This is a genomic window from Streptomyces sp. NPDC086147, from assembly GCF_040702165.1.
Taxonomy (GTDB): Bacteria; Actinomycetota; Actinomycetes; order Streptomycetales; family Streptomycetaceae; genus Streptomyces.
Genome location: NZ_JBFBJO010000008.1, coordinates 304566 through 322650 on the forward strand (window position 1 = coordinate 304566; position 18085 = coordinate 322650).

At 71.0% G+C, this 18085-nt stretch carries 19 protein-coding genes and 1 rRNA gene; 14 read left to right on the top strand and 6 right to left on the bottom strand.

The features are described 5' to 3' along the window. Positions 1–47: 47 nt before the first annotated feature. The 4 genes from AB0398_RS20250 (at position 48) to AB0398_RS20265 (ending at position 2529) form a co-directional block, all read left to right on the top strand. The gene (locus AB0398_RS20250; protein WP_366376878.1) at positions 48–1472 is read left to right on the top strand and encodes an MFS transporter; all 1425 of its coding nucleotides are present in this window, start codon (positions 48–50) and stop codon (positions 1470–1472) included. A 17-nt stretch (positions 1473–1489) separates the two neighbouring features. After that, positions 1490–1606, top strand: a complete 117-nt coding sequence (locus AB0398_RS20255) for an SGM_5486 family transporter-associated protein (protein WP_260321902.1) — start codon at positions 1490–1492, stop codon at positions 1604–1606. A gap of 165 nt (positions 1607–1771) precedes the next feature. Next, complete coding sequence (locus AB0398_RS20260) at positions 1772–1975, top strand: hypothetical protein (protein ID WP_366376881.1); 204 nt, start codon at positions 1772–1774, stop codon at positions 1973–1975. 35 nt (positions 1976–2010) lie between these two features. Beyond that, entirely contained in the window at positions 2011–2529 is a 519-nt protein-coding gene (locus AB0398_RS20265) for a histidine phosphatase family protein (protein ID WP_366376883.1), read from the top strand. Positions 2530–2667: 138 nt separating this feature from the next. Here AB0398_RS20265 and serB read toward each other — a convergent pair whose 3' ends face one another. Next, on the bottom strand, positions 2668–3897 hold the full coding sequence (gene serB, locus AB0398_RS20270; RefSeq protein WP_366376885.1) for a phosphoserine phosphatase SerB: 1230 nt from the start codon (positions 3895–3897) through the stop codon (positions 2668–2670). Between the two features lie 209 nt (positions 3898–4106). Here serB and AB0398_RS20275 point away from each other — a divergent pair, with 209 nt between their 5' ends. Further along, complete coding sequence (locus AB0398_RS20275; protein ID WP_366376886.1) at positions 4107–6677, top strand: FHA domain-containing protein; 2571 nt, start codon at positions 4107–4109, stop codon at positions 6675–6677. A gap of 69 nt (positions 6678–6746) precedes the next feature. Here AB0398_RS20275 and AB0398_RS20280 read toward each other — a convergent pair whose 3' ends face one another. Next, the gene (locus tag AB0398_RS20280) at positions 6747–7514 is read right to left on the bottom strand and encodes a transglycosylase SLT domain-containing protein (protein WP_366376888.1); all 768 of its coding nucleotides are present in this window, start codon (positions 7512–7514) and stop codon (positions 6747–6749) included. A gap of 486 nt (positions 7515–8000) precedes the next feature. On the opposite strand from AB0398_RS20280, the gene AB0398_RS20285 reads away from it, so the two are divergent. The 3 genes from AB0398_RS20285 (at position 8001) to AB0398_RS20295 (ending at position 10176) form a co-directional block, all read left to right on the top strand. Next, positions 8001–9146: a GAF domain-containing sensor histidine kinase gene (locus AB0398_RS20285; RefSeq protein WP_366376889.1), complete on the top strand. Its 1146-nt coding sequence runs from the start codon at positions 8001–8003 to the stop codon at positions 9144–9146. Beyond that, positions 9139–9783 carry a response regulator transcription factor gene (locus AB0398_RS20290; protein WP_366376891.1) on the top strand — a complete coding sequence of 215 codons (645 nt, stop codon included), beginning with the start codon at positions 9139–9141 and terminating at the stop codon, positions 9781–9783. Before AB0398_RS20285 ends, AB0398_RS20290 begins: the two co-directional genes overlap by 8 nt. A gap of 153 nt (positions 9784–9936) precedes the next feature. After that, positions 9937–10176, top strand: coding sequence for a chaplin (locus AB0398_RS20295; RefSeq protein ID WP_366376892.1), 240 nt, complete (start codon positions 9937–9939; stop codon positions 10174–10176). Between the two features lie 121 nt (positions 10177–10297). Here AB0398_RS20295 and AB0398_RS20300 read toward each other — a convergent pair whose 3' ends face one another. Next, positions 10298–11089: a hypothetical protein gene (locus tag AB0398_RS20300; protein ID WP_366376894.1), complete on the bottom strand. Its 792-nt coding sequence runs from the start codon at positions 11087–11089 to the stop codon at positions 10298–10300. Between the two features lie 136 nt (positions 11090–11225). Here AB0398_RS20300 and AB0398_RS20305 point away from each other — a divergent pair, with 136 nt between their 5' ends. The 4 genes from AB0398_RS20305 to AB0398_RS20320 all read left to right on the top strand — a co-directional run bounded on the left by AB0398_RS20305 (position 11226) and on the right by AB0398_RS20320 (position 14424). Beyond that, positions 11226–12023, top strand: a complete 798-nt coding sequence (locus AB0398_RS20305) for an ABC transporter ATP-binding protein (protein WP_366376896.1) — start codon at positions 11226–11228, stop codon at positions 12021–12023. A 70-nt stretch (positions 12024–12093) separates the two neighbouring features. Next, entirely contained in the window at positions 12094–12525 is a 432-nt protein-coding gene (locus AB0398_RS20310) for an NfeD family protein (RefSeq protein WP_366376898.1), read from the top strand. Between the two features lie 94 nt (positions 12526–12619). Continuing rightward, positions 12620–13558 (top strand): SPFH domain-containing protein, encoded by a 939-nt coding sequence (locus tag AB0398_RS20315; RefSeq protein WP_062756713.1) that lies wholly within the window; start codon positions 12620–12622, stop codon positions 13556–13558. Positions 13559–13650: 92 nt separating this feature from the next. Further along, the gene (locus AB0398_RS20320; protein WP_366376900.1) at positions 13651–14424 is read left to right on the top strand and encodes a sulfite exporter TauE/SafE family protein; all 774 of its coding nucleotides are present in this window, start codon (positions 13651–13653) and stop codon (positions 14422–14424) included. Positions 14425–14490: 66 nt separating this feature from the next. On the opposite strand, the gene AB0398_RS20325 is transcribed toward AB0398_RS20320, so the two are convergent. The 3 genes from AB0398_RS20325 to AB0398_RS20335 all read right to left on the bottom strand — a co-directional run bounded on the left by AB0398_RS20325 (position 14491) and on the right by AB0398_RS20335 (position 16550). Continuing rightward, positions 14491–14997, bottom strand: a complete 507-nt coding sequence (locus AB0398_RS20325) for an HNH endonuclease (RefSeq protein ID WP_366376901.1) — start codon at positions 14995–14997, stop codon at positions 14491–14493. A gap of 164 nt (positions 14998–15161) precedes the next feature. Beyond that, positions 15162–15701, bottom strand: coding sequence for a YbhB/YbcL family Raf kinase inhibitor-like protein (locus tag AB0398_RS20330; protein WP_366376902.1), 540 nt, complete (start codon positions 15699–15701; stop codon positions 15162–15164). Positions 15702–15767: 66 nt separating this feature from the next. Further along, on the bottom strand, positions 15768–16550 hold the full coding sequence (locus AB0398_RS20335) for a sporulation protein (protein ID WP_366376904.1): 783 nt from the start codon (positions 16548–16550) through the stop codon (positions 15768–15770). 87 nt (positions 16551–16637) lie between these two features. On the opposite strand from AB0398_RS20335, the gene AB0398_RS20340 reads away from it, so the two are divergent. Both AB0398_RS20340 and AB0398_RS20345 read left to right on the top strand, forming a co-directional pair. Continuing rightward, entirely contained in the window at positions 16638–17300 is a 663-nt protein-coding gene (locus AB0398_RS20340; RefSeq protein ID WP_366376905.1) for a DNA-3-methyladenine glycosylase, read from the top strand. A 491-nt stretch (positions 17301–17791) separates the two neighbouring features. Beyond that, positions 17792–18085 (top strand): 16S ribosomal RNA (locus tag AB0398_RS20345); the annotation flags it as partial.

Sequence of the window (18085 nt, forward strand, 5' to 3'; positions counted from 1 at the left end):
CGTTCGAGATTGGACAACCAATCATCCCATGATTCTATGATGGCCTCATGCCTGACGAGCCGAAGACCCTCGACCCCGCCGCACGACCGGCCGCCACCGCCGGGGATTCTCCCGCACCCGACCGCGACCGCCACGCCGGTACGGCGCCCCCGGCCGCTCCGGTTGCTCAGGCCGCCCCGGTCCACCGCCGGTTCCTCGTCCCGGTCACCCTCGGACTCGTCCTGGCCGCGCTCAACCTGCGCCCCGCCATCACCAGCCTCGGCGCCCTCCTCGAAGAGGTCAGCGAAGGCCTCCACATGAGCGGCAGCGTCGCCGGCGTCCTCACCTCCGTGCCGCCGCTCTGCTTCGCGGTCTTCGGCATCACCGCCCCGCGCCTCGCCCGCCGCTTCGGCCCCGCCGCCGTCGTCTGCGCGGGCATGGCCGCGATCCTCGCGGGGCTCGTCCTGCGGCCCCTGGCCGGCGGCACCGCCGCCTTCCTCGCCGCCAGCGCCCTCGCCCTCATGGGCATCGCCGTCAGCAACGTCCTGATGCCCGTCATCGTCAAGCGGTACTTCCCCGACCGCGTCGGTACCATGACCGGCCTCTACTCCATGGCGCTCGCCCTCGGCACCTCCGTCGCCGCCGCCGCGACCGTCCCGATGACCGACGCCCTCGGCGGGGACTGGCGCCTCGGCCTCGGCGTCTGGGCGGTCCTCGCCGCCCTCGCCGTCCTGCCCTGGCTCCCGCTCCTGCGCGACCGCGACGGCGCCTCCCGTATGGAGACCGGTTCTTCCCGTATGGAGACCGGCCCTTCCTATACAGAGACCGGTTCTTCCCGTACGGAGACCGGCTCTCCCCATACGGACGCCCGCGGCTCCCGTGCCGAGGCGAAGGCCCCGGCGCGGGCCGCCGCGCCGCGCGTCGCCCGCAGCCGCACCGCCTGGGCCCTCGGCGTCTTCTTCGGCCTCCAGGCCACCGGCGCCTACATCACCATGGGGTGGATGCCGCAGATCTTCCGCGACGCCGGCGTCCCCGCCTCCACCGCGGGCGTGCTCCTCGCCGTCACCATGGTCATGGGCGTCCCGCTCGCCTTCGTGATCCCCCGGCTCGCCACCCGCATGAAGAACCAGGGCCCGATCGTCGTCGCTCTCGCCCTGTGCGGCCTCGGCGGCTACACCGGCCTCTTCCTCGCCCCGGCCGCCGGAGCCTGGGTCTGGGCGGTCCTGCTCGGCGTCTCCAACTGCGCCTTCCCGCTCGCCCTCACCATGATCGGCCTGCGCTCGCGCACCGGCGCCGGAGTCGTCCGCCTCTCCGCCTTCGCCCAGAGCGTCGGCTACCTCATCTCGATCCCCGGCCCCCTCCTCGTCGGCGTGCTCTACCAGCACAGCGGCGGCTGGGGACTGCCCATCGCGCTCATGGGAGGCCTGATGGTGCCCCAGATGATCGTGGGAATCCTGGCGGGCCGGGACCGGACGGTCGAGGACGAATGCTGAGGTGCGAGACTGTCCCCATGCCAGTCCTCGAACCCAATCCCCCGAACGGCCAGAAGAAGCTGCTCGCCGTCTTCGGCGCGATGATCGCCATCACCGTCGTCATCGGAGTCATCGCCTCGATCGCCGCCCCCTGACCCTCCGGGTCCTCCTCCGACCCTCCGGACCGGGGGACAACCCCCGCATCCCCTAGGGGGCGGGTCTCAGGGTCGAGTGGGTGGATCACCGGATGGGCCGCCGCCCCCGCGCTCCGTACGTTGGAGGACGACGGCGAAAGCGGAGACCCACCCACGGAGGCGGCCATGTCGGCCCGTACGCGCAGCGGCACCGGAGCCACGGCGACCGGCGTCGACACCCGGCTGCCCTGGTGGGTCCTCGCCCTCCCGGTGGCCGCCTTCACCGCCCTCCTGCTGCTCATGACCGGGCCGGGAGAGGCCCGCGCGACCGGGGGAGACCCGACGGTCGGACGGTTGCTGGAGCAGGTCCGGCAAACGCTGCCTCTCTGAGTCGGAGAAGCCCGTTTCGTGCGAAGCTGTGGACCATGAGCGTCGATACACCCCGCAGGATCGTGCTGCTCCGGCACGCGAAGGCAGACTGGCCCCAGGTGTCCGACCACGAGCGGCCCCTCGCCGAACGAGGCCGCTCGGACGCCCCCGTCGCGGGCCGCAGGCTCGCCGAGACCGGCATCGGCTTCGACCTGGCCCTCTGCTCGACCGCCGTCAGAACCCGGGAGACCTGGAAGCTCGCCGTGCAGGAACTGCCGGAGCGCCCCAGGACCGTGTACGAGGACCGGCTGTACGAGGCCTCGCTCGGCGAGCTCATCGCCCTGCTCAACGACGTCCCGGACGAGGTCTCCGACCTCCTGGTCATCGGCCACAACCCCGGCATGCACGCCCTCGCCGACGCCCTCGCGGGCCGGGCCGAGGGCGACACCGCGACCCGTATGAACCGCAGCGGCTTCCCGACCTCCGCCTTCGCCGTCCTCTCCTTCGACGGCACCTGGAAGTCGGTCGAGCACGGCGTCGGCACCCTGGTCGACTTCTGGACCCCGCACGACTGACGGGAGCCGCCCCCGTCCGCGTACACGCGGGACCCCGCACCCCCTCGCGTACGCGGCGGGACCCCGTCCCCGTACGCACGAGGGCCCGGCCGTCCCCAGGACGACCGGGCCCTTCTCGTCGTGGCCTCCGGCGACGGCTCAGTGCAGCAGCTCCTCGCCGCCGTCCGCCGCCTCGACCTCCTCGCGCGTGATCCCGAGCAGATAGAGGACGGTGTCCAGGAACGGCACGTTCACCGCCGTGTCGGCCGCCCTGCGCACCACCGGCTTGGCGTTGAACGCCACCCCGAGCCCGGCCGCGTTCAGCATGTCCAGGTCGTTGGCCCCGTCGCCGATCGCCACGGTCTGCGCCAGCGGCACCCCCGCCTCCGCGGCGAACCGGCGCAGCAGCCGCGCCTTGCCCGCCCGGTCCACGATCTCCCCGGTGACCCGCCCGGTGAGCTTCCCGTCCACGATCTCCAGGGTGTTGGCCGAGGCGAAGTCCAGCCCCAGGCGCTCCTTCAGGTCGTCGGTGACCTGGGTGAACCCGCCGGAGACCACGCCCACCTGGTAGCCGAGCCGCTTGAGCGTACGGATCAGGGTCCGGGCCCCGGGCGTCATCCGCACCTCGGCGCGCACCTTGTCCACCACCGAGGCGTCGAGTCCGGCGAGCAGCGCCACCCGCGCGTGCAGGGACTGCTCGAAGTCCAGCTCGCCGCGCATCGCGGCCTCCGTCACCTCGGCGACCTTGTCCTCGCAGCCCGCGTGCGCCGCGAAGAGCTCGATCACCTCGTCCTGGATCAGGGTCGAGTCCACGTCCATGACGACGAGCCGCTGGGCGCGCCGGTGCAGCCCGGCGGAGACCACGGCCACGTCGACCCCGATGCCGTGCGCCTCGACGGCGAGCGCGGTCCGCAGCGCCTCGGTCCCGCAGCCCGAGACCGCGAACTCGACCGCCGTCACCGGGTACTTCGCGAGGCGGAAGACACGGTCGATGTTGCCGCCGGTCTCCGCGATCCTGGCCGCTATGGCCGCCGTCTGCTCCGCCGTGAGCGGGTTGCCGAGCACGGTGACGTGCGAGCGCCCCTCGCCCCGGGGGCGGTTGTCGCCCGTGCCGGAGATGATCTCGGCCTGGAGCTTCAGCGACTCGGCCCAGCTGTGCACGGTCGCCCGGAGCTCGCCCTGCGAGGCGACGGTCGGTTCGGTGACGAGCGCGCACAGGACGAGGCGGCCGCGCGAGACGACCTGCTCGATGTCCACGACGTCGACGGAGTAGGCGGCGAGGGTGTCGAAGAGTCCCGCGGTGATCCCGGGACGGTCCTTCCCGAAGATCTTGACGAGAAGAGTGGGGACGTCGGAGGGCGGAACGTCTGAGATCTGCGATGCGCTCATGGTGGTTCCCACCGTATCGGGGACCGCGCGCCGCCCGGCCCCCCGTCCCGCGTAGCGGACACCCCGGCACCCGGGCGGCCCTCCGGCGGTCCCGGCCGCGGCCCGCCCGCGCCCCGACTTTCGGAGAGGGGACCGGGCCTGAAATAGTTCCCCCCGGATGTTCGCCATCCCTGGACTCCCCGCGACGGGGGTACATCGGGGGACAAGTAGTGGGGCGTGGAGTGCCAGAACTCGTACTGGAATTGAATGGAAGGACCTGGACGCTCGATCCTTCCAGGTCGTACACCGTGGGCCGGGACCCGCAGGGTGACCTGGTCATCGACGACGCCAGGGTCTCGTGGCGCCACGCCACGATCAGCTGGAACGGCCGGAGCTGGGTCATCGAGGACCACGGCTCCACGAACGGCACGTTCGTCCGGGGGCAGCGGATCCACCAGATGGAGCTCGGCCCCGGCTCGGCCGTCCACCTGGGCAACGCGACCGACGGCCCGCGGCTGGATCTCGCCGCCGGGGACCGGGCCGGGCAGCAGCCCCAGCCCCAGCAGGCCGCGCAGCAGCCGGCGCAGCACCGGCCGCCGGTGGCCCGGTCCGTCCCGGCCCACCAGGCCGCGGAGCAGGCCGAATGGGTCACGCACCAGGGGCCGCCGCAGCACCAGGCCCCGCAGCAGGCCGGCTGGCAGCAGCAGCCCGCGCAGCCGCAGGTCCCGCACCAGCAGGGGCCCGGACAAGGTGGTCCCGGCGTCGGCGCGGGGGCGTCGTCGGCCTACTCCGACCGCAGCCCCACCACGTTCCACGAGCTGTCGCTCGGCCGCGTCATGCGCATCGGCCGCGCCCTGGAGAACGAGCTCGTCGTCTCCGACCTCCAGGTCTCGCGGAACCACGCCGAGTTCCACGCGACGCCCGACGGGCGCTTCGAGATCCGCGACCTCGGCTCGCACAACGGCACGTACGTCAACGGCCAGCCGATCCCCAAGGGCGGCACCGCCCTCCTCGGCCCGCAGGACATCGTTGGCGTCGGCCACTCGACCTTCCGCATCGTCGGCGGCCAGCTGGAAGAGTTCGTCGACACCGGCTCGGTCTCCTTCTCGGCCCGCCACCTCACGGTCACGGTCGACGGCGGCAAGCAGATCCTCAAGGACGTCACCTTCGGCGTCCCGGAGAAGTCGCTGATCGGCGTCATCGGCCCGTCCGGCTCCGGCAAGTCCACGCTCCTCAAGGCGCTCACCGGCTACCGCCCGGCCAACGAGGGCGACGTCCTCTACGACAACCGGAGCCTCTACAAGCAGTTCGCCGAGCTGCGCCAGCGCATCGGCCTGGTCCCGCAGGACGACATCCTGCACAAGGAGCTGACCGTCCAGAAGGCGCTGCGCTACGCGGCCAAGCTCCGCTTCCCCGGCGACACCGCGACCGCCGAGCGCGAGGCCCGCATCGACGAGGTGCTGCGCGAGCTCAAGCTCGACATCCACAAGGAGAAGAAGGTCACCTCCCTCTCCGGTGGCCAGCGCAAGCGCGTCTCCGTCGCCCTGGAACTCCTCACCAAGCCCTCGCTGATCTTCCTGGACGAGCCGACCTCCGGCCTCGACCCGGGCATGGACCGCGACGTCATGCAGCTGCTCCGCGGCCTCGCGGACGACGGCCGCACGGTCCTCGTCGTCACCCACTCGGTGGCCGAGCTGGGACTGTGCGACAAGCTCCTCGTGATGGCGCCCGGCGGCTCGGTGGCGTACTTCGGCCCGCCGGAGGAGGCGCTGAACTTCTTCGGCTACTCCACCTGGGCCGACGTCTTCTCCGCCTTCGAGAACTACCGCGACTACGACTGGGCGGGCCGCTGGAAGGGCTCGCAGCACTACCAGATGTACGCCGCGGACATCGACGCCGTCGCCGCCCAGCCCGTCCAGGTGCCGCAGCGGGCGATGTCCCGTCCGCCGAAGCCGCAGGGCTGGGGCTCCCAGCTGTGGACCCTGATCCGCCGCTACGTCTCGGTGATCGCGTCCGACAAGGGCTTCCTGGGCCTGATGGTGATCCTGCCGGCCGTCCTCGGCGCGGTCTCGGTCGTCATCCCGGCCGACTTCGGCCTCGGCTCACCGACCCCGCCGTCCCGCTTCAACGGCGACGCCGGCACGATCATGCTGATCCTCGCGGTCGGCATGTGCTTCAGCGGCGCCGCCAACTCGGTCCGCGAACTGATCAAGGAACGGGTCATCTACGAACGGGAGCGCGCCACCGGCCTCTCCCGCTCCGCGTACCTGATGTCCAAGGTCATCGTCCTCGGCCTGATCACGGCCTTCCAGGGCGTCATCATCTGCGGCATCGGCTTCTCCACCCGGGCGCTCCCTGAGGAGGGCCTCTTCATGCCGCCGGCCGTCGAGCTGTGCGTCCAGGTCATCGCCCTGGGCCTCACCTCGATGATGTTCGGCCTGGTCATCTCCGCGCTCGTGAAGACCGCCGAGAAGACCATGCCGCTCCTGGTGATGTTCGCGATCGTCCAGGTCGTCTTCACCGGCATCCTGTTCCAGGTGTACGGCTCGCCCGGCCTGGAGCAGTTCGCCTGGCTGATGCCGTCGCGCTGGGGCATCGCCGGCGCCGGCACCACCCTCGACCTGGCCCGGCTCATGCCGCCGTGGGACCCGAAGAACCCCACGGACACCGACCCCCTGTGGGAGCACACGGCCGGCCAGTGGGGCATGGACCTCGGCGTCCAGCTCCTGATGGCGGCGGTCTGCTGCGTCGTGGTGGCGCGGCTGCTGCGCCGCCACGAGCCCGAGGTCATGCGCAAGTGACCGGCTGACCACACGCCACGAGGGCGGCACTCCACGAGGGGTGCCGCCCTTCGGCGTACCGGCGCGCGATCAGTACGCGCTGTTGACGTTGTCCATCGAGCCGTAGCGGTCGGCGGCGTAGTTGCAGGCCGCGACGATGTTGGCGACGGGGTCGTACAGGTCGAACTTGGTGCCCTTGATGTGGTACCGCTCGAAGGTCGGCTGGATGACCTGGAGCAGGCCCTTCGAGGGGATGCCGTTGATGGCGTTGATGTCCCAGTTGTTGATGGCGCGGGGGTTGCCGCTGGACTCCCGGATGATGTTGCGGTGGATGCCCGCGTAGCTGCCCGGGATGTCGTGCTTGTCCATGATGAACAGCGCCTCGCGGATCCAGCCGTCGAGGTTGTTCGCGAAGACCGGGGTGCGGGTGACGGAGCGGTTGGCGGCGGCCTTCGCGGCGGCGCGCTTCTTCGCGGCGGCCTGGGCCTTCGCCTTGGCGGCGGCCTTGGCCTGGGCGACGGCCTTGGCCTTCGCGGCCTTGGCCTCGGCGGCGGCCTTCGCCTGGGCGGCGAGGTTCGCCTTCGCCTTGGCCTCCTGCTGAGCCTTCAGGCCGAGGGTGGTCTGCTGCTCGTTGAGGCTGGCGGCCAGGGCCTTGGCCTGGGTGCTGTTCGCGTCGTAGGACCACGCGACCTTCTGAGTACCGGTGGAGAGAGCCTGGGGCTCGGTCTCGGTGGAACCGTTACCGGGAACCAGGGAGAGCGTGAGAGCCGCGGCGCCCAGAGCGGCGACGCCGGCGATCGTGGCCTTGTGGGTCTTCTTCAGACCACGACGACTGTGGCCAGGGGTGTTCGCAGACATGCAGGACTACCTCTTCGAATCGCTGGGGGTCGCTCCGGCCGGGGGCGGCACACGCCTCACTCGGCGGCGACGGATGCAATTCTTAGCGGCCGCAAAATCCCCTGGCAAAGGTGTGACGTACGAAGCCGGATAGTGGACCGGGGGGTCGGAGGTGCCCTGCGAGGCGTCCCCTGTGCCCGTTTTTCTCCGCCCTTATCCGACCTTAACGACTCCACTAAGGGGCTTCGTAAGTGACGTGGGTCCTATGCGGCGCCTCACACGGGGGGCGCCCCGGAGTCACCGCGCGTTGCGGCAGCAATGCACATGGTGAGCCGTCTCCTCCGGAAGGAGGAGGGAGCCGCCCCCGCACTCGTGCCACGGGCAGAGCGACCCCTCACCACCGCGGCGCAGAAGGGACGGGGGCACTCCGACCTAGGTCCCGGGACCGGCCCCGGCCTCGTCCCCGGACGGATACGGACGGTCACACCCCGCCGGTACGGTGAACACATGAGCCATCGACCCAGCTCCGGCCTCGCCGCCGTGAGCACCGCGCTCCTGGCGATGAGCCGCCACCTGGAGGTCCGCGACGTCCTCAAGACGATCGTGGCCTCGGCCCGCGAGCTCCTCGACGCCGAGTACGCGGCCCTGGGCGTCCCCGACGACCACGGCGGCTTCGCCCAGTTCGTGGTCGACGGCGTCAGCGACGAGCAGTGGCGGGCGATCGGCCCGCTGCCCCGCCAGCACGGCATCCTCGCCTCGATGCTCCACAAGGCCGAGCCCGAGCGGCTCGCCGACGTCCGCGAGGACCCCCGCTTCGAGGGCTGGCCCGAGGCCCACCCCGAGATGTCCGACTTCATCGGCCTGCCCGTGAGGGACGGCGACGAGATCCTCGGCGCCCTCTTCCTCGCGAACAAGCGCTGCCCCAGGGAGGACGGCCGCTGCGGCTTCACCGCCGACGACGAGGCCCTGCTCTCGATCCTCGCCCAGCACGCCGCCATCGCCCTCACCAACGCGCGCCTGTACGAGCGCAGCCGCGAGCTCACCATCGCCGAGGAGCGCTCCCGCCTCGCCCACGAGCTGCACGACGCCGTCAGCCAGAAGCTGTTCTCGCTCCGGCTCACCGCCCAGGCCGCCGCCGCCCTCGTCGACCGCGACCCGGCCCGCGCCAAGGGCGAGCTCCAGCAGGTCGCCGCGCTCGCTGCCGAGGCCGCCGACGAGCTGCGCGCCGCCGTCGTCGAGCTGCGCCCCGCCGCCCTCGACGAGGACGGCCTCGTCCACACCCTCCGCACCCAGATCCAGGTCCTGGACCGCGCCCACTCCGCCCGGGTCACCTTCGAGAGCCCGGGCACCCGCGCCCTGCCGGCCGCCCAGGAGGAGGCCGTCCTCCGCGTTGCCCAGGAGGCCCTGCACAACGCCCTGCGGCACGCGGACGCGGAGCTCGTAAGGGTCTCCCTCACCCGCAGCGGCCGGGGCGCCCGGCTCACCGTCGCCGACGACGGCAAGGGCTTCGACCCGCGTACGGTCCGCAGCGCCGGACGCCACCTCGGCCTGGTCTCCATGCGGGACCGGGCGGGCGGCGTCGGCGGACGGCTCACCGTGACCTCGGCCCCGGGCGAGGGCACCACGATCGAGATGGAGGTTCCCGGTGGCTGACAAGCCGATCCGCGTCCTGCTGGTCGACGACCACCAGGTCGTCCGCCGAGGTCTGCGCACCTTCCTGGAGGTGCAGGATGACATAGAGGTCGTGGGGGAGGCCTCCGACGGCGCCGAGGGCGTCGCCCGCGCCGAGGAGCTCCGCCCCGACGTCGTCCTCATGGACGTGAAGATGCCCGGTACGGACGGGATCGAGGCCCTGAAGCGGCTCCGCGAGCTCGCCAACCCCGCCAGGGTCCTGATCGTCACCAGCTTCACCGAGCGGCGCACGGTCGTCCCCGCGCTCCGCGCCGGCGCCTCCGGGTACGTCTACAAGGACATCGACCCCGACGCCCTGGCCGGCGCGATCCGCTCCGTCCACGCCGGGCACGTCCTGCTCCAGCCCGAGGTCGCCGGGGCGCTCCTCTCCCAGGAGGACTCCCACGGCGGTACGGGCCGGGGGCCGTCCCTCACGGACCGGGAGCGCGAGGTCCTCGGCCTGATCGCGGACGGGCGCTCCAACCGCGAGATCGCCCGCGCCCTGGTCCTCTCCGAGAAGACGGTCAAGACGCACGTCTCGAACATCCTGATGAAACTCGACCTCGCGGACCGCACCCAGGCGGCCCTCTGGGCGGTCCGCCACGGCCTCACCCGCTGACGCGCCCCCGCCGCGCGCCGGGCGCACGACCGTTCACCTCTTCATACCGTCGTGTGTACGTCCCCCGTTCGGCGCAACCTCCCGGGAGGCGTGGCGTTCTCCAGGGCGTACTGCGGCGGACCGGCCGCAGCGACGACCAGGAGGAATCACCACGTGAACAAGTTCAAGAAGGCCGCCGCCCTCACCATGGTCGCCGGGGGCATCGTCGCCGCCGGCGCGGGTGCCGCCTCCGCCGACGCGGGGGCCGAGGGCGCGGCCGTCCAGTCCCCGGGCGTCGCCTCCGGCAACCTGGTGCAGGTCCCGGTCCACGTTCCCGTGAACGTCTCCGGCAACACGGTCAACGTGATCGGCCTGCTGAACCCGGCCTTCGGCAACGGCGCCGTCAACGACTGACCCACCGCCGAAACCCCCGGCCCCCGGACGATCCCCCCGGGAGCCGGGGGTTTCCCCGTTCCCCACGGACTTCCCCGCGGCCGCGAAGGAGGAGACGGGCACGACAGAGGCGACGGGCCCCTCAGAACCCCCGCTCCCGCTCCCGTTCCTCCACGTACGCGTTGTACGCGGCGACCTGCGCCCGCCGCGCCACCCGCTCCACCGGCCGCAGCGCCTCCCCCCGCGCCGCCATCTCCGACGCGCTCACCGCGCCCCCGTGGCCATGGTCGTACGCCAGGTCCACCAGCAGGCCGATCCGCTGGGCCAGCTCCAGGACCCGCACCGCGCGCGGCGGATAGCCCGGGGCCAGGACCTCGCGGCCCACCTCCGACCGCGCCCGGTACGCCTCCCGCGCCGCGTCCGCCGCCGGGCCCGAGGCCGCCACGTCGAGCCGGGTCAGCACCGTCGTCGCGTCCCGCAACGCCTCCGCCAGCTCCCGCTCCGCCTCCCCGAGCGACGGCACGTCCGCCGGCGGCGCCTCCCGCACCGCGAGGCAGTGCCACACCACCGCCACGTGCACGTCCCCCGCGGGACCCGCCTCCGAGACCTCCGGCACGAGGCCGTACGGCGCACCGAAGCCCACCACCGCCTCCTCCGCCTCCAACGCGCGCGCGTTGAAGTCCGGCGGCCCGCTCAGCCCCAGCGGATGGCCCGGCGCCGGCAGCGCCACCCGCCACCCGGTCACCCCGAGCCGCCGCAGCCGCCCCAGGGCCAGCGTCAGCCCCACCGGACCCGCCTCACCCGGCAACCCCTCCACGCGGTGCACCGCGTCCTCCCCGACAATGGCAAGGGCCGCCTCGTCCGGCGACACCTCCCCGGCCAGCAGGGCATTGCCCCAGGCGGCCAGACGTCCTGAGCGTGGTTCCGAAAGCATCCCCCCAGACTAAGGACTCGGGGGAAGCACCAGGGCCTGTCCGGCCCGCTCCGGCGATAACGTAGGTTTTCCCCTGGACGCCGCGCCCGCCGGCGCAAGGCGACGACACTCGACCGCAAGGGGAGACAACGCGCTCATGAGCGATGTACTGGAGCTGGTGGACGTATCCGTGGTCCGCGACGGACGGGCTCTGGTGGACGACGTCTCCTGGTCGGTCAAGGAGGGCGAACGCTGGGTGATCCTCGGCCCCAACGGCGCCGGCAAGACCACCCTCCTGAACGTCGCCTCCAGCTACCTCTTCCCCACCAGGGGCAGCGCCCGCATCCTGGGCGAGCAGCTCGGCGGCGTCGGCACCGACGTCTTCGAACTCCGCCCCCGCATCGGCATGGCCGGCATCGCCATGGCGGACAAGCTCCCCAAGCGCCAGACCGTCCTGCAGACCGTCCTCACCGCCGCGTACGGCATGACCGCCACCTGGAACGAGGACTACGACCCGGTCGACGAGGACCGCGCCAAGGCCTTCCTCGACCGCCTCGGCATGAACGACTACCTGGACCGCAGGTTCGGGACGCTCTCCGAGGGCGAGCGCAAGCGCACCCTGATCGCCCGCGCGATGATGACCGACCCCGAGCTCCTCCTCCTCGACGAGCCCGCCGCCGGCCTCGACCTCGGCGGCCGCGAGGACCTGGTCCGCCGCCTCGGCCGCCTCGCCCGCGACCCGTACGCCCCCTCCATGATCATGGTCACCCACCACGTCGAGGAGATCGCCCCCGGCTTCACCCACGTCCTGATGATCCGTCAGGGCAAGGTGCTCGCCGCCGGACCCGTCGAGACCGAGCTCACCTCCCGCAACCTCTCCCTCTGCTTCGGCCTCCCGCTCATCGTCGAGCGCCTGGAAGACCGCTGGACCGCCCGCGGCCTGCCGCTGAAGTGACCGGCCGGGCGCCGTGACCGCACAGCACCGCGCCCTGTCCCGGAACACCCCGCCGCCCTACCATGGGCGTGTGGACATCGACGCGTGGGTGTGGTGGCTGATCGTCGCGGTGGGGCTCGGCATTCCCCTGGTCCTCACCGCGATGCCGGAGTTCGGCATGTTCTCCGTGGGGGCGGTCGCGGGAGCGGTCACCGCCGCCCTCGGCTTCGGCATCGTTCCCCAAGTGCTCGTCTTCGTCGCCGTCTCCGTGGCGCTCATCGCGGTGGTGCGCCCCCTCGCCGCACGCCACCGGGGCGACGGACCCGGACTCTCCAGCGGGGTCGACGCCCTGAAGGGGCGTCAGGCCGTCGTCCTGGAAAGGATCGACGGCGCCGGCGGGGGCCGCATCAAACTCGCCGGAGAGGTCTGGTCCGCCCGCGCGCTCGACGCCGGACTGACCTTCGAACCGGGCGAACAGGTCGACGTCGTCGAGATCGACGGCGCTACCGCCGTGGTCATGTGACCGAACCCCGCCCATGACGTTCCGGCGTCTGCGAGACTCGATCATCGAATAGCAAACCGGCAGTCAACCGGCAGCGAAGGGCACGGGGAACACGATGTCAGCAGTCATCATCGTCCTGATCATTCTGGTGGTGCTCGTCTTCATCGCCCTGATCAAGACGATCCAGGTCATCCCGCAGGCGAGTGCGGCGATCGTGGAGCGCTTCGGCCGCTACACCCGCACCCTCAACGCCGGACTGAACATCGTCGTCCCGTTCATCGACTCGATCCGCAACCGGATCGACCTGCGCGAACAGGTCGTCCCCTTCCCGCCGCAGCCGGTGATCACCCAGGACAACCTGGTCGTGAACATCGACACGGTCATCTACTACCAGGTCACCGACGCCCGGGCCGCCACCTACGAGGTCGCCAGCTACATCCAGGCCATCGAGCAGCTCACCGTCACCACCCTCCGCAACATCATCGGCGGCATGGACCTGGAGCGGACCCTCACCTCCCGCGAGGAGATCAACGCGGCCCTGCGCGGCGTCCTCGACGAGGCCACCGGCAAGTGGGGCATCCGCGTCAACCGCGTCGAGCTCAAGGCGATCGAGCCCCCGACCTCCATCCAGGACTCGATGGAGAAGCAGATGCGCGCCGAGCGCGACAAGCGCGCCGCCATCCTCACCGCCGAGGGCACCCGCCAGTCCGCGATCCTCACCGCCGAGGGCGAGAAGCAGTCGCAGATCCTGCGCGCCGAGGGCGAGGCCAAGGCCGCCGCCCTGCGCGCCGAGGGCGAGGCCCAGGCCGTCCGCACGGTCTTCGAGGCCATCCACGCCGGCGACCCCGACCAGAAGCTCCTTTCCTACCAGTACCTCCAGATGCTCCCGAAGATCGCCGAGGGCGACGCCAACAAGCTCTGGATCGTGCCCAGCGAGATCGGCGACGCCCTCAAGGGCCTCTCCGGCGCCTTCGGCAACATCGGCTCCGGCGCCCCGGGCTTCAACACCAAGACGGGCGCGCCCGAAAGGCGAGACGAACCGTCGGTTGACTGACACGTACACGTACTTCTCGTGCATGATCGGTGCGAGCCCCTCGACCCCGACGACCTCGGAGCGGGGAGGCGACTCACCGACCCCGTAAGGAGATGGCGTTGTCCATCTGGGAAGCCCTGGCGGTCTTCGCCGCCGGCATCGGCGCCGGCACCATCAACACGATCGTGGGATCGGGAACGCTGATCACGTTCCCGGTCCTCCTCGCGACCGGACTGCCACCGATCACCGCCAACGTCTCCAACGCCCTCGGCCTCGTCCCCGGCTCCGTCAGCGGCGCCATCGGCTACCGCCGCGAACTCAAGGGCCAGAAGAAGCGCGTCCTCCGCCTCGGCGCCGCCGCCCTCGTCGGCGGCCTCGTCGGCGCCATCCTGCTCCTCGCCCTGCCGTCCGACGCCTTCGACGCGATCGTCCCCGTCCTCATCGGACTCGCCCTCGTCCTGGTCCTCCTCCAGCCCCGCATCGCGGCGGCCGTGCAGCGCCGGCGCGAACGGACCGGATCCGAGGCGCACCCCGACGGCGGCCCCGCCCTCCTCTTCGGCCTCCTCCTCGCCAGCATGTACGGCGGGTACTTCGGCGCCGCCCAGGGCGTCCTCTACCTCTCCCTCATGGGCCTGCTGCTCCACGACGACCTCCAGCGGATCAACGCCGTCAAGAACATCCTCGGAGCCCTCGTCAACGGCGTCGCCGCCGTCTTCTTCCTCTTCGTCGCGGAGTTCGACTGGACGGCCGTCCTGCTCATCGCCGTCGGCTCCACGATCGGCGGCCAGCTCGGCGCCAAGGTCGGACGCCGGCTCCCGCCCACCGTCCTGCGCGGAGTGATCATCGCCGTCGGCGTCGTCGCCATCCTCCAGCTCACCCTCAAGTGACACGAGAGGGCCCGTCTCCCACCGGGAGACGGGCCCTCGCATACGGATCGAATCCGCGGGTACGCGTCACGCAGCCGAGTTCGCCAGCCACTCCGGCAGCGCGGACCGCTCGCTCGCCCGCAGCGCGAGCAGCATCGCGTCCGCCGGGGTCGGCTCGAACGGCTGGTGCAGCAGCGGCATCCCCGCCTGCTCCGGCGTCCGGTCGGCCTTGCGGTGGTTGTCCTCGGCACAGGACGCCACCGTGTTCAGCCAGGTGTCCTTGCCCCCCTGGGCCCGCGGCACGACGTGGTCGACCGTCGTCGCCCGTTTCCCGCAGTACGCGCACCGGTGCTGGTCCCGGACCAGCACCCCCCGTCTCGACCACGGCGCCTGTCTTCGGAAGGGCACCCGGACGTACCGGCAGAGTCTGATCACCCGGGGCACCGGCAGATCGACGGCGGCACCGCGCACCCGCAGCTCGGGGTGGGCCTGCTCGACGACGGCCTTGGCCTGCAGCACGAGCACCACCGCACGGTTCAGAGTGACCGTCGAAAGCGGCTCGAAGCTCGCGTTGAGTACCAGCGTGTCCCGCATGTTGCCCACCTCCCGTATGCCTGCCCGGCCCCCTGTACGGGACTTCGGGCTTGGATCAACGATGGCCGGGCCGGCCGGGTCGGACAACGCAATTTCTCGCGAAACAAAAGGTGCCCGCTTCTGATCTCTCCAGGACCAGAAGCGGGCAAACAACAAACGAACGATCAGCCTGCCGCGGGAGCCGCGTACTCACCGACCAACTGCGCACGGCCCAGCGTGTGGAACCGCAGGTTGAACCCGACCGCCGCCGGCGAGGCGTCGGCGTCCGGACCGAGCTTCTCGCTGTCCACCGCGTACACCGTGAAGACGTAGCGGTGCGCCGGATCCCCGGCCGGGGGAGCCGCGCCGCCGAACTCCTTCGCGCCGTAGTCGTTCCGGGCCTGCACGGCACCGGCCGGCAGCCCCTCGAACGCACCCGACCCGGCACCGGCCGGCAGTTCCGTCACCGACGCCGGGATGTCGAACACCACCCAGTGCCAGAACCCGCTGCCCGTCGGGGCGTCGGGGTCGAAGCAGGTGACGGCGAAGCTCTTGGTCCCCGCCGGGAAACCCTCCCAGCGGAGCTGCGGCGAGGTGTTCCCCTCCGCGTGCACCTGAGCGTCCTTCAGGACCCCGCCCGGCGCGATGTCGTCGCTCACCACGGTGAACGCCGCCACCGGCGGATGGAAGTCGTGGGGGAGCGGCGCCCTCTTGCCCTCGGACACGTAGAAACCCTCCGTATCGCTCGTCGCCGCCCCGGCGGCCTGCCGGGGCGGCCTTGCGACCCGAGCCTAGAGCCAGTTGCGACGGCCGCCGACCTCGGCGAGCCACTGGTTCAGGTACGCCGCCCAATCAGTGGTGTGGAAGTCGTCCAGCCCCACCTTGAAGGCGCGGAAGGAGTCGCTGCCCTCGGTGAACAGACCCGGCTTCTTGTCCATCTCCAGGACGACGTCCATCTCGCGGTCGTCGGCGACGAAGCTGACCTCGACCTGGTTCAGGCCGCGGTACTGCTGCGGCGCGAAGAACTCGATCTCCTGGTAGAAGGGCAGCTTCTGCCGCGTCCCCCGGATGTGCCCCCGCTCCATGTCCGCGCTCTTGAAGCGGAAGCCCAGCTGGAGGAAGGCGTCCAGGATCGCCTGCTGCGCCGGCAGCGGGTGCACGTTGACCGGATCCAGGTCACCGGAGTCCACGGCGCGCGCGATCTCCAGCTCCGTGGTCACGCCGATGTGCATGCCGCGCAGCTGCTGCCCGGACACGGCGGTGATCGGCGTCTCCCACGGGATCTCCAGGCCGAACGGCACCACGTGCACCGCGCCGGCCTGCACCTGGAAGGCCCCGCCGAGGCGCACCTTCACGAACTCGATGTCCTGCTTGTGCTCCTGGTCGCCGCCCTCGACCTCGACGCGCGCCTGGAGCCCGACGGACAGCCCCTCGATCTGCTGGTCGACGCTTCCGCCCTGGATCCGCACCTCGCCCTGGACGACCCCGCCCGGGACCACGTTCTCCTCGGTGAGCACCGTCTCCACACTGGCCCCGCCGGCACCCAGGCTCGCGAGCAGCTTCTTGAATCCCATGGCTTTCACTCCTTCTAGTCCTGACCCCTACATACGCGCGAAGACGGTAACCGGTTCCGCGCCGGTCCCCCACTACGCTCGGACGCCATGAACGAGTCCCCCGGCCGTACGCCGCTCCCGAGGTCCTTCTTCGACCGTCCCGTCCTGGAAGTGGCCCCGGACCTCCTCGGACGCACCCTGGTCCGCACCACGGAGGAAGGACGCATCGAGCTGCGCCTCACGGAGGTGGAGGCGTACGCCGGCGTGATCGACCCGGGCTCGCACGCCTTCCGGGGGCGGACGGCACGCAACGCCGTCATGTTCGGCCCGCCCGGACACGCGTACGTGTACTTCACCTACGGCATGTGGCACTGCCTGAACCTGGTGTGCGGCCCCGAGGGCAGCGCGAGCGGGGTCCTGCTGCGCGCGGGCGAGGTCGTGAGCGGCGCCGAGCAGGCCCGCCCCCGCCGCCGCTCGGCCCGCAAGGACGACGAGCTGGCCAAGGGCCCGGCGCGCCTGGCCACCGCCCTCGACGTCGCGCTCTCCCTGAACGGCGAGGACGCCTGCTCCGACCCGGACGCCCCGCTCGCCGTACTCACCGGCACCCCGCCGGCCCCGGACCTCGTCCGCAGCGGCCCCCGCACGGGCGTCGGCGGCGAGGGCGCCCCGCACCCCTGGCGCTTCTGGATCGACGGTGACCCGACGGTGAGCCCGTACCGCGCCCACACCCCGCGCAAGAGGCGCCTTGACTCGGGCCGACGAAGTGCGTAATGTGGCCCGAGCCGCTGGATCAGGGCCTGCTTGTTCAAGCACCCCTGTAGGCGGCCATCCACTACTCAAGAAGATCTCCCCCGGCGGGGGCGTATTTCGGCGTGCCGTAATGCGTTTCGAATGACTCGATTATGAGTCACCGGGGAAATCCGCTAAAGTAGTGAACACGCCGGAAGGGCCCGGAGCGAAAGCAAAAGGGACCGGAAGGCACCGGGGAAATCGGATCGGAAAGATCTGATAGAGTCGGAAACGCAAGACCGAAGGGAAAAGCCCGGAGGAAAGCCCGGAAGGGTGAGTACGAAGGAAGCGTCCGTTCCTTGAGAACTCAACAGCGTGCCAAAAATCAACGCCAGATTAGTTGATACCCCGTCCATCCTCGGATGGTCGAGGTTCCTTTGAAGAAAAAACACAGCGAGGACGCTGTGAACCACTGGTCCTATTCCGACCGATGGTTCCGCTCAACGCGAGTGTCACCCGATGACGGGTAAACATTCACGGAGAGTTTGATCCTGGCTCAGGACGAACGCTGGCGGCGTGCTTAACACATGCAAGTCGAACGATGAAGCCCTTCGGGGTGGATTAGTGGCGAACGGGTGAGTAACACGTGGGCAATCTGCCCTTCACTCTGGGACAAGCCCTGGAAACGGGGTCTAATACCGGATACGAGTTCGGGAGGCATCTCCCGGGCTGGAAAGCTCCGGCGGTGAAGGATGAGCCCGCGGCCTATCAGCTTGTTGGTGGGGTAATGGCCTACCAAGGCGACGACGGGTAGCCGGCCTGAGAGG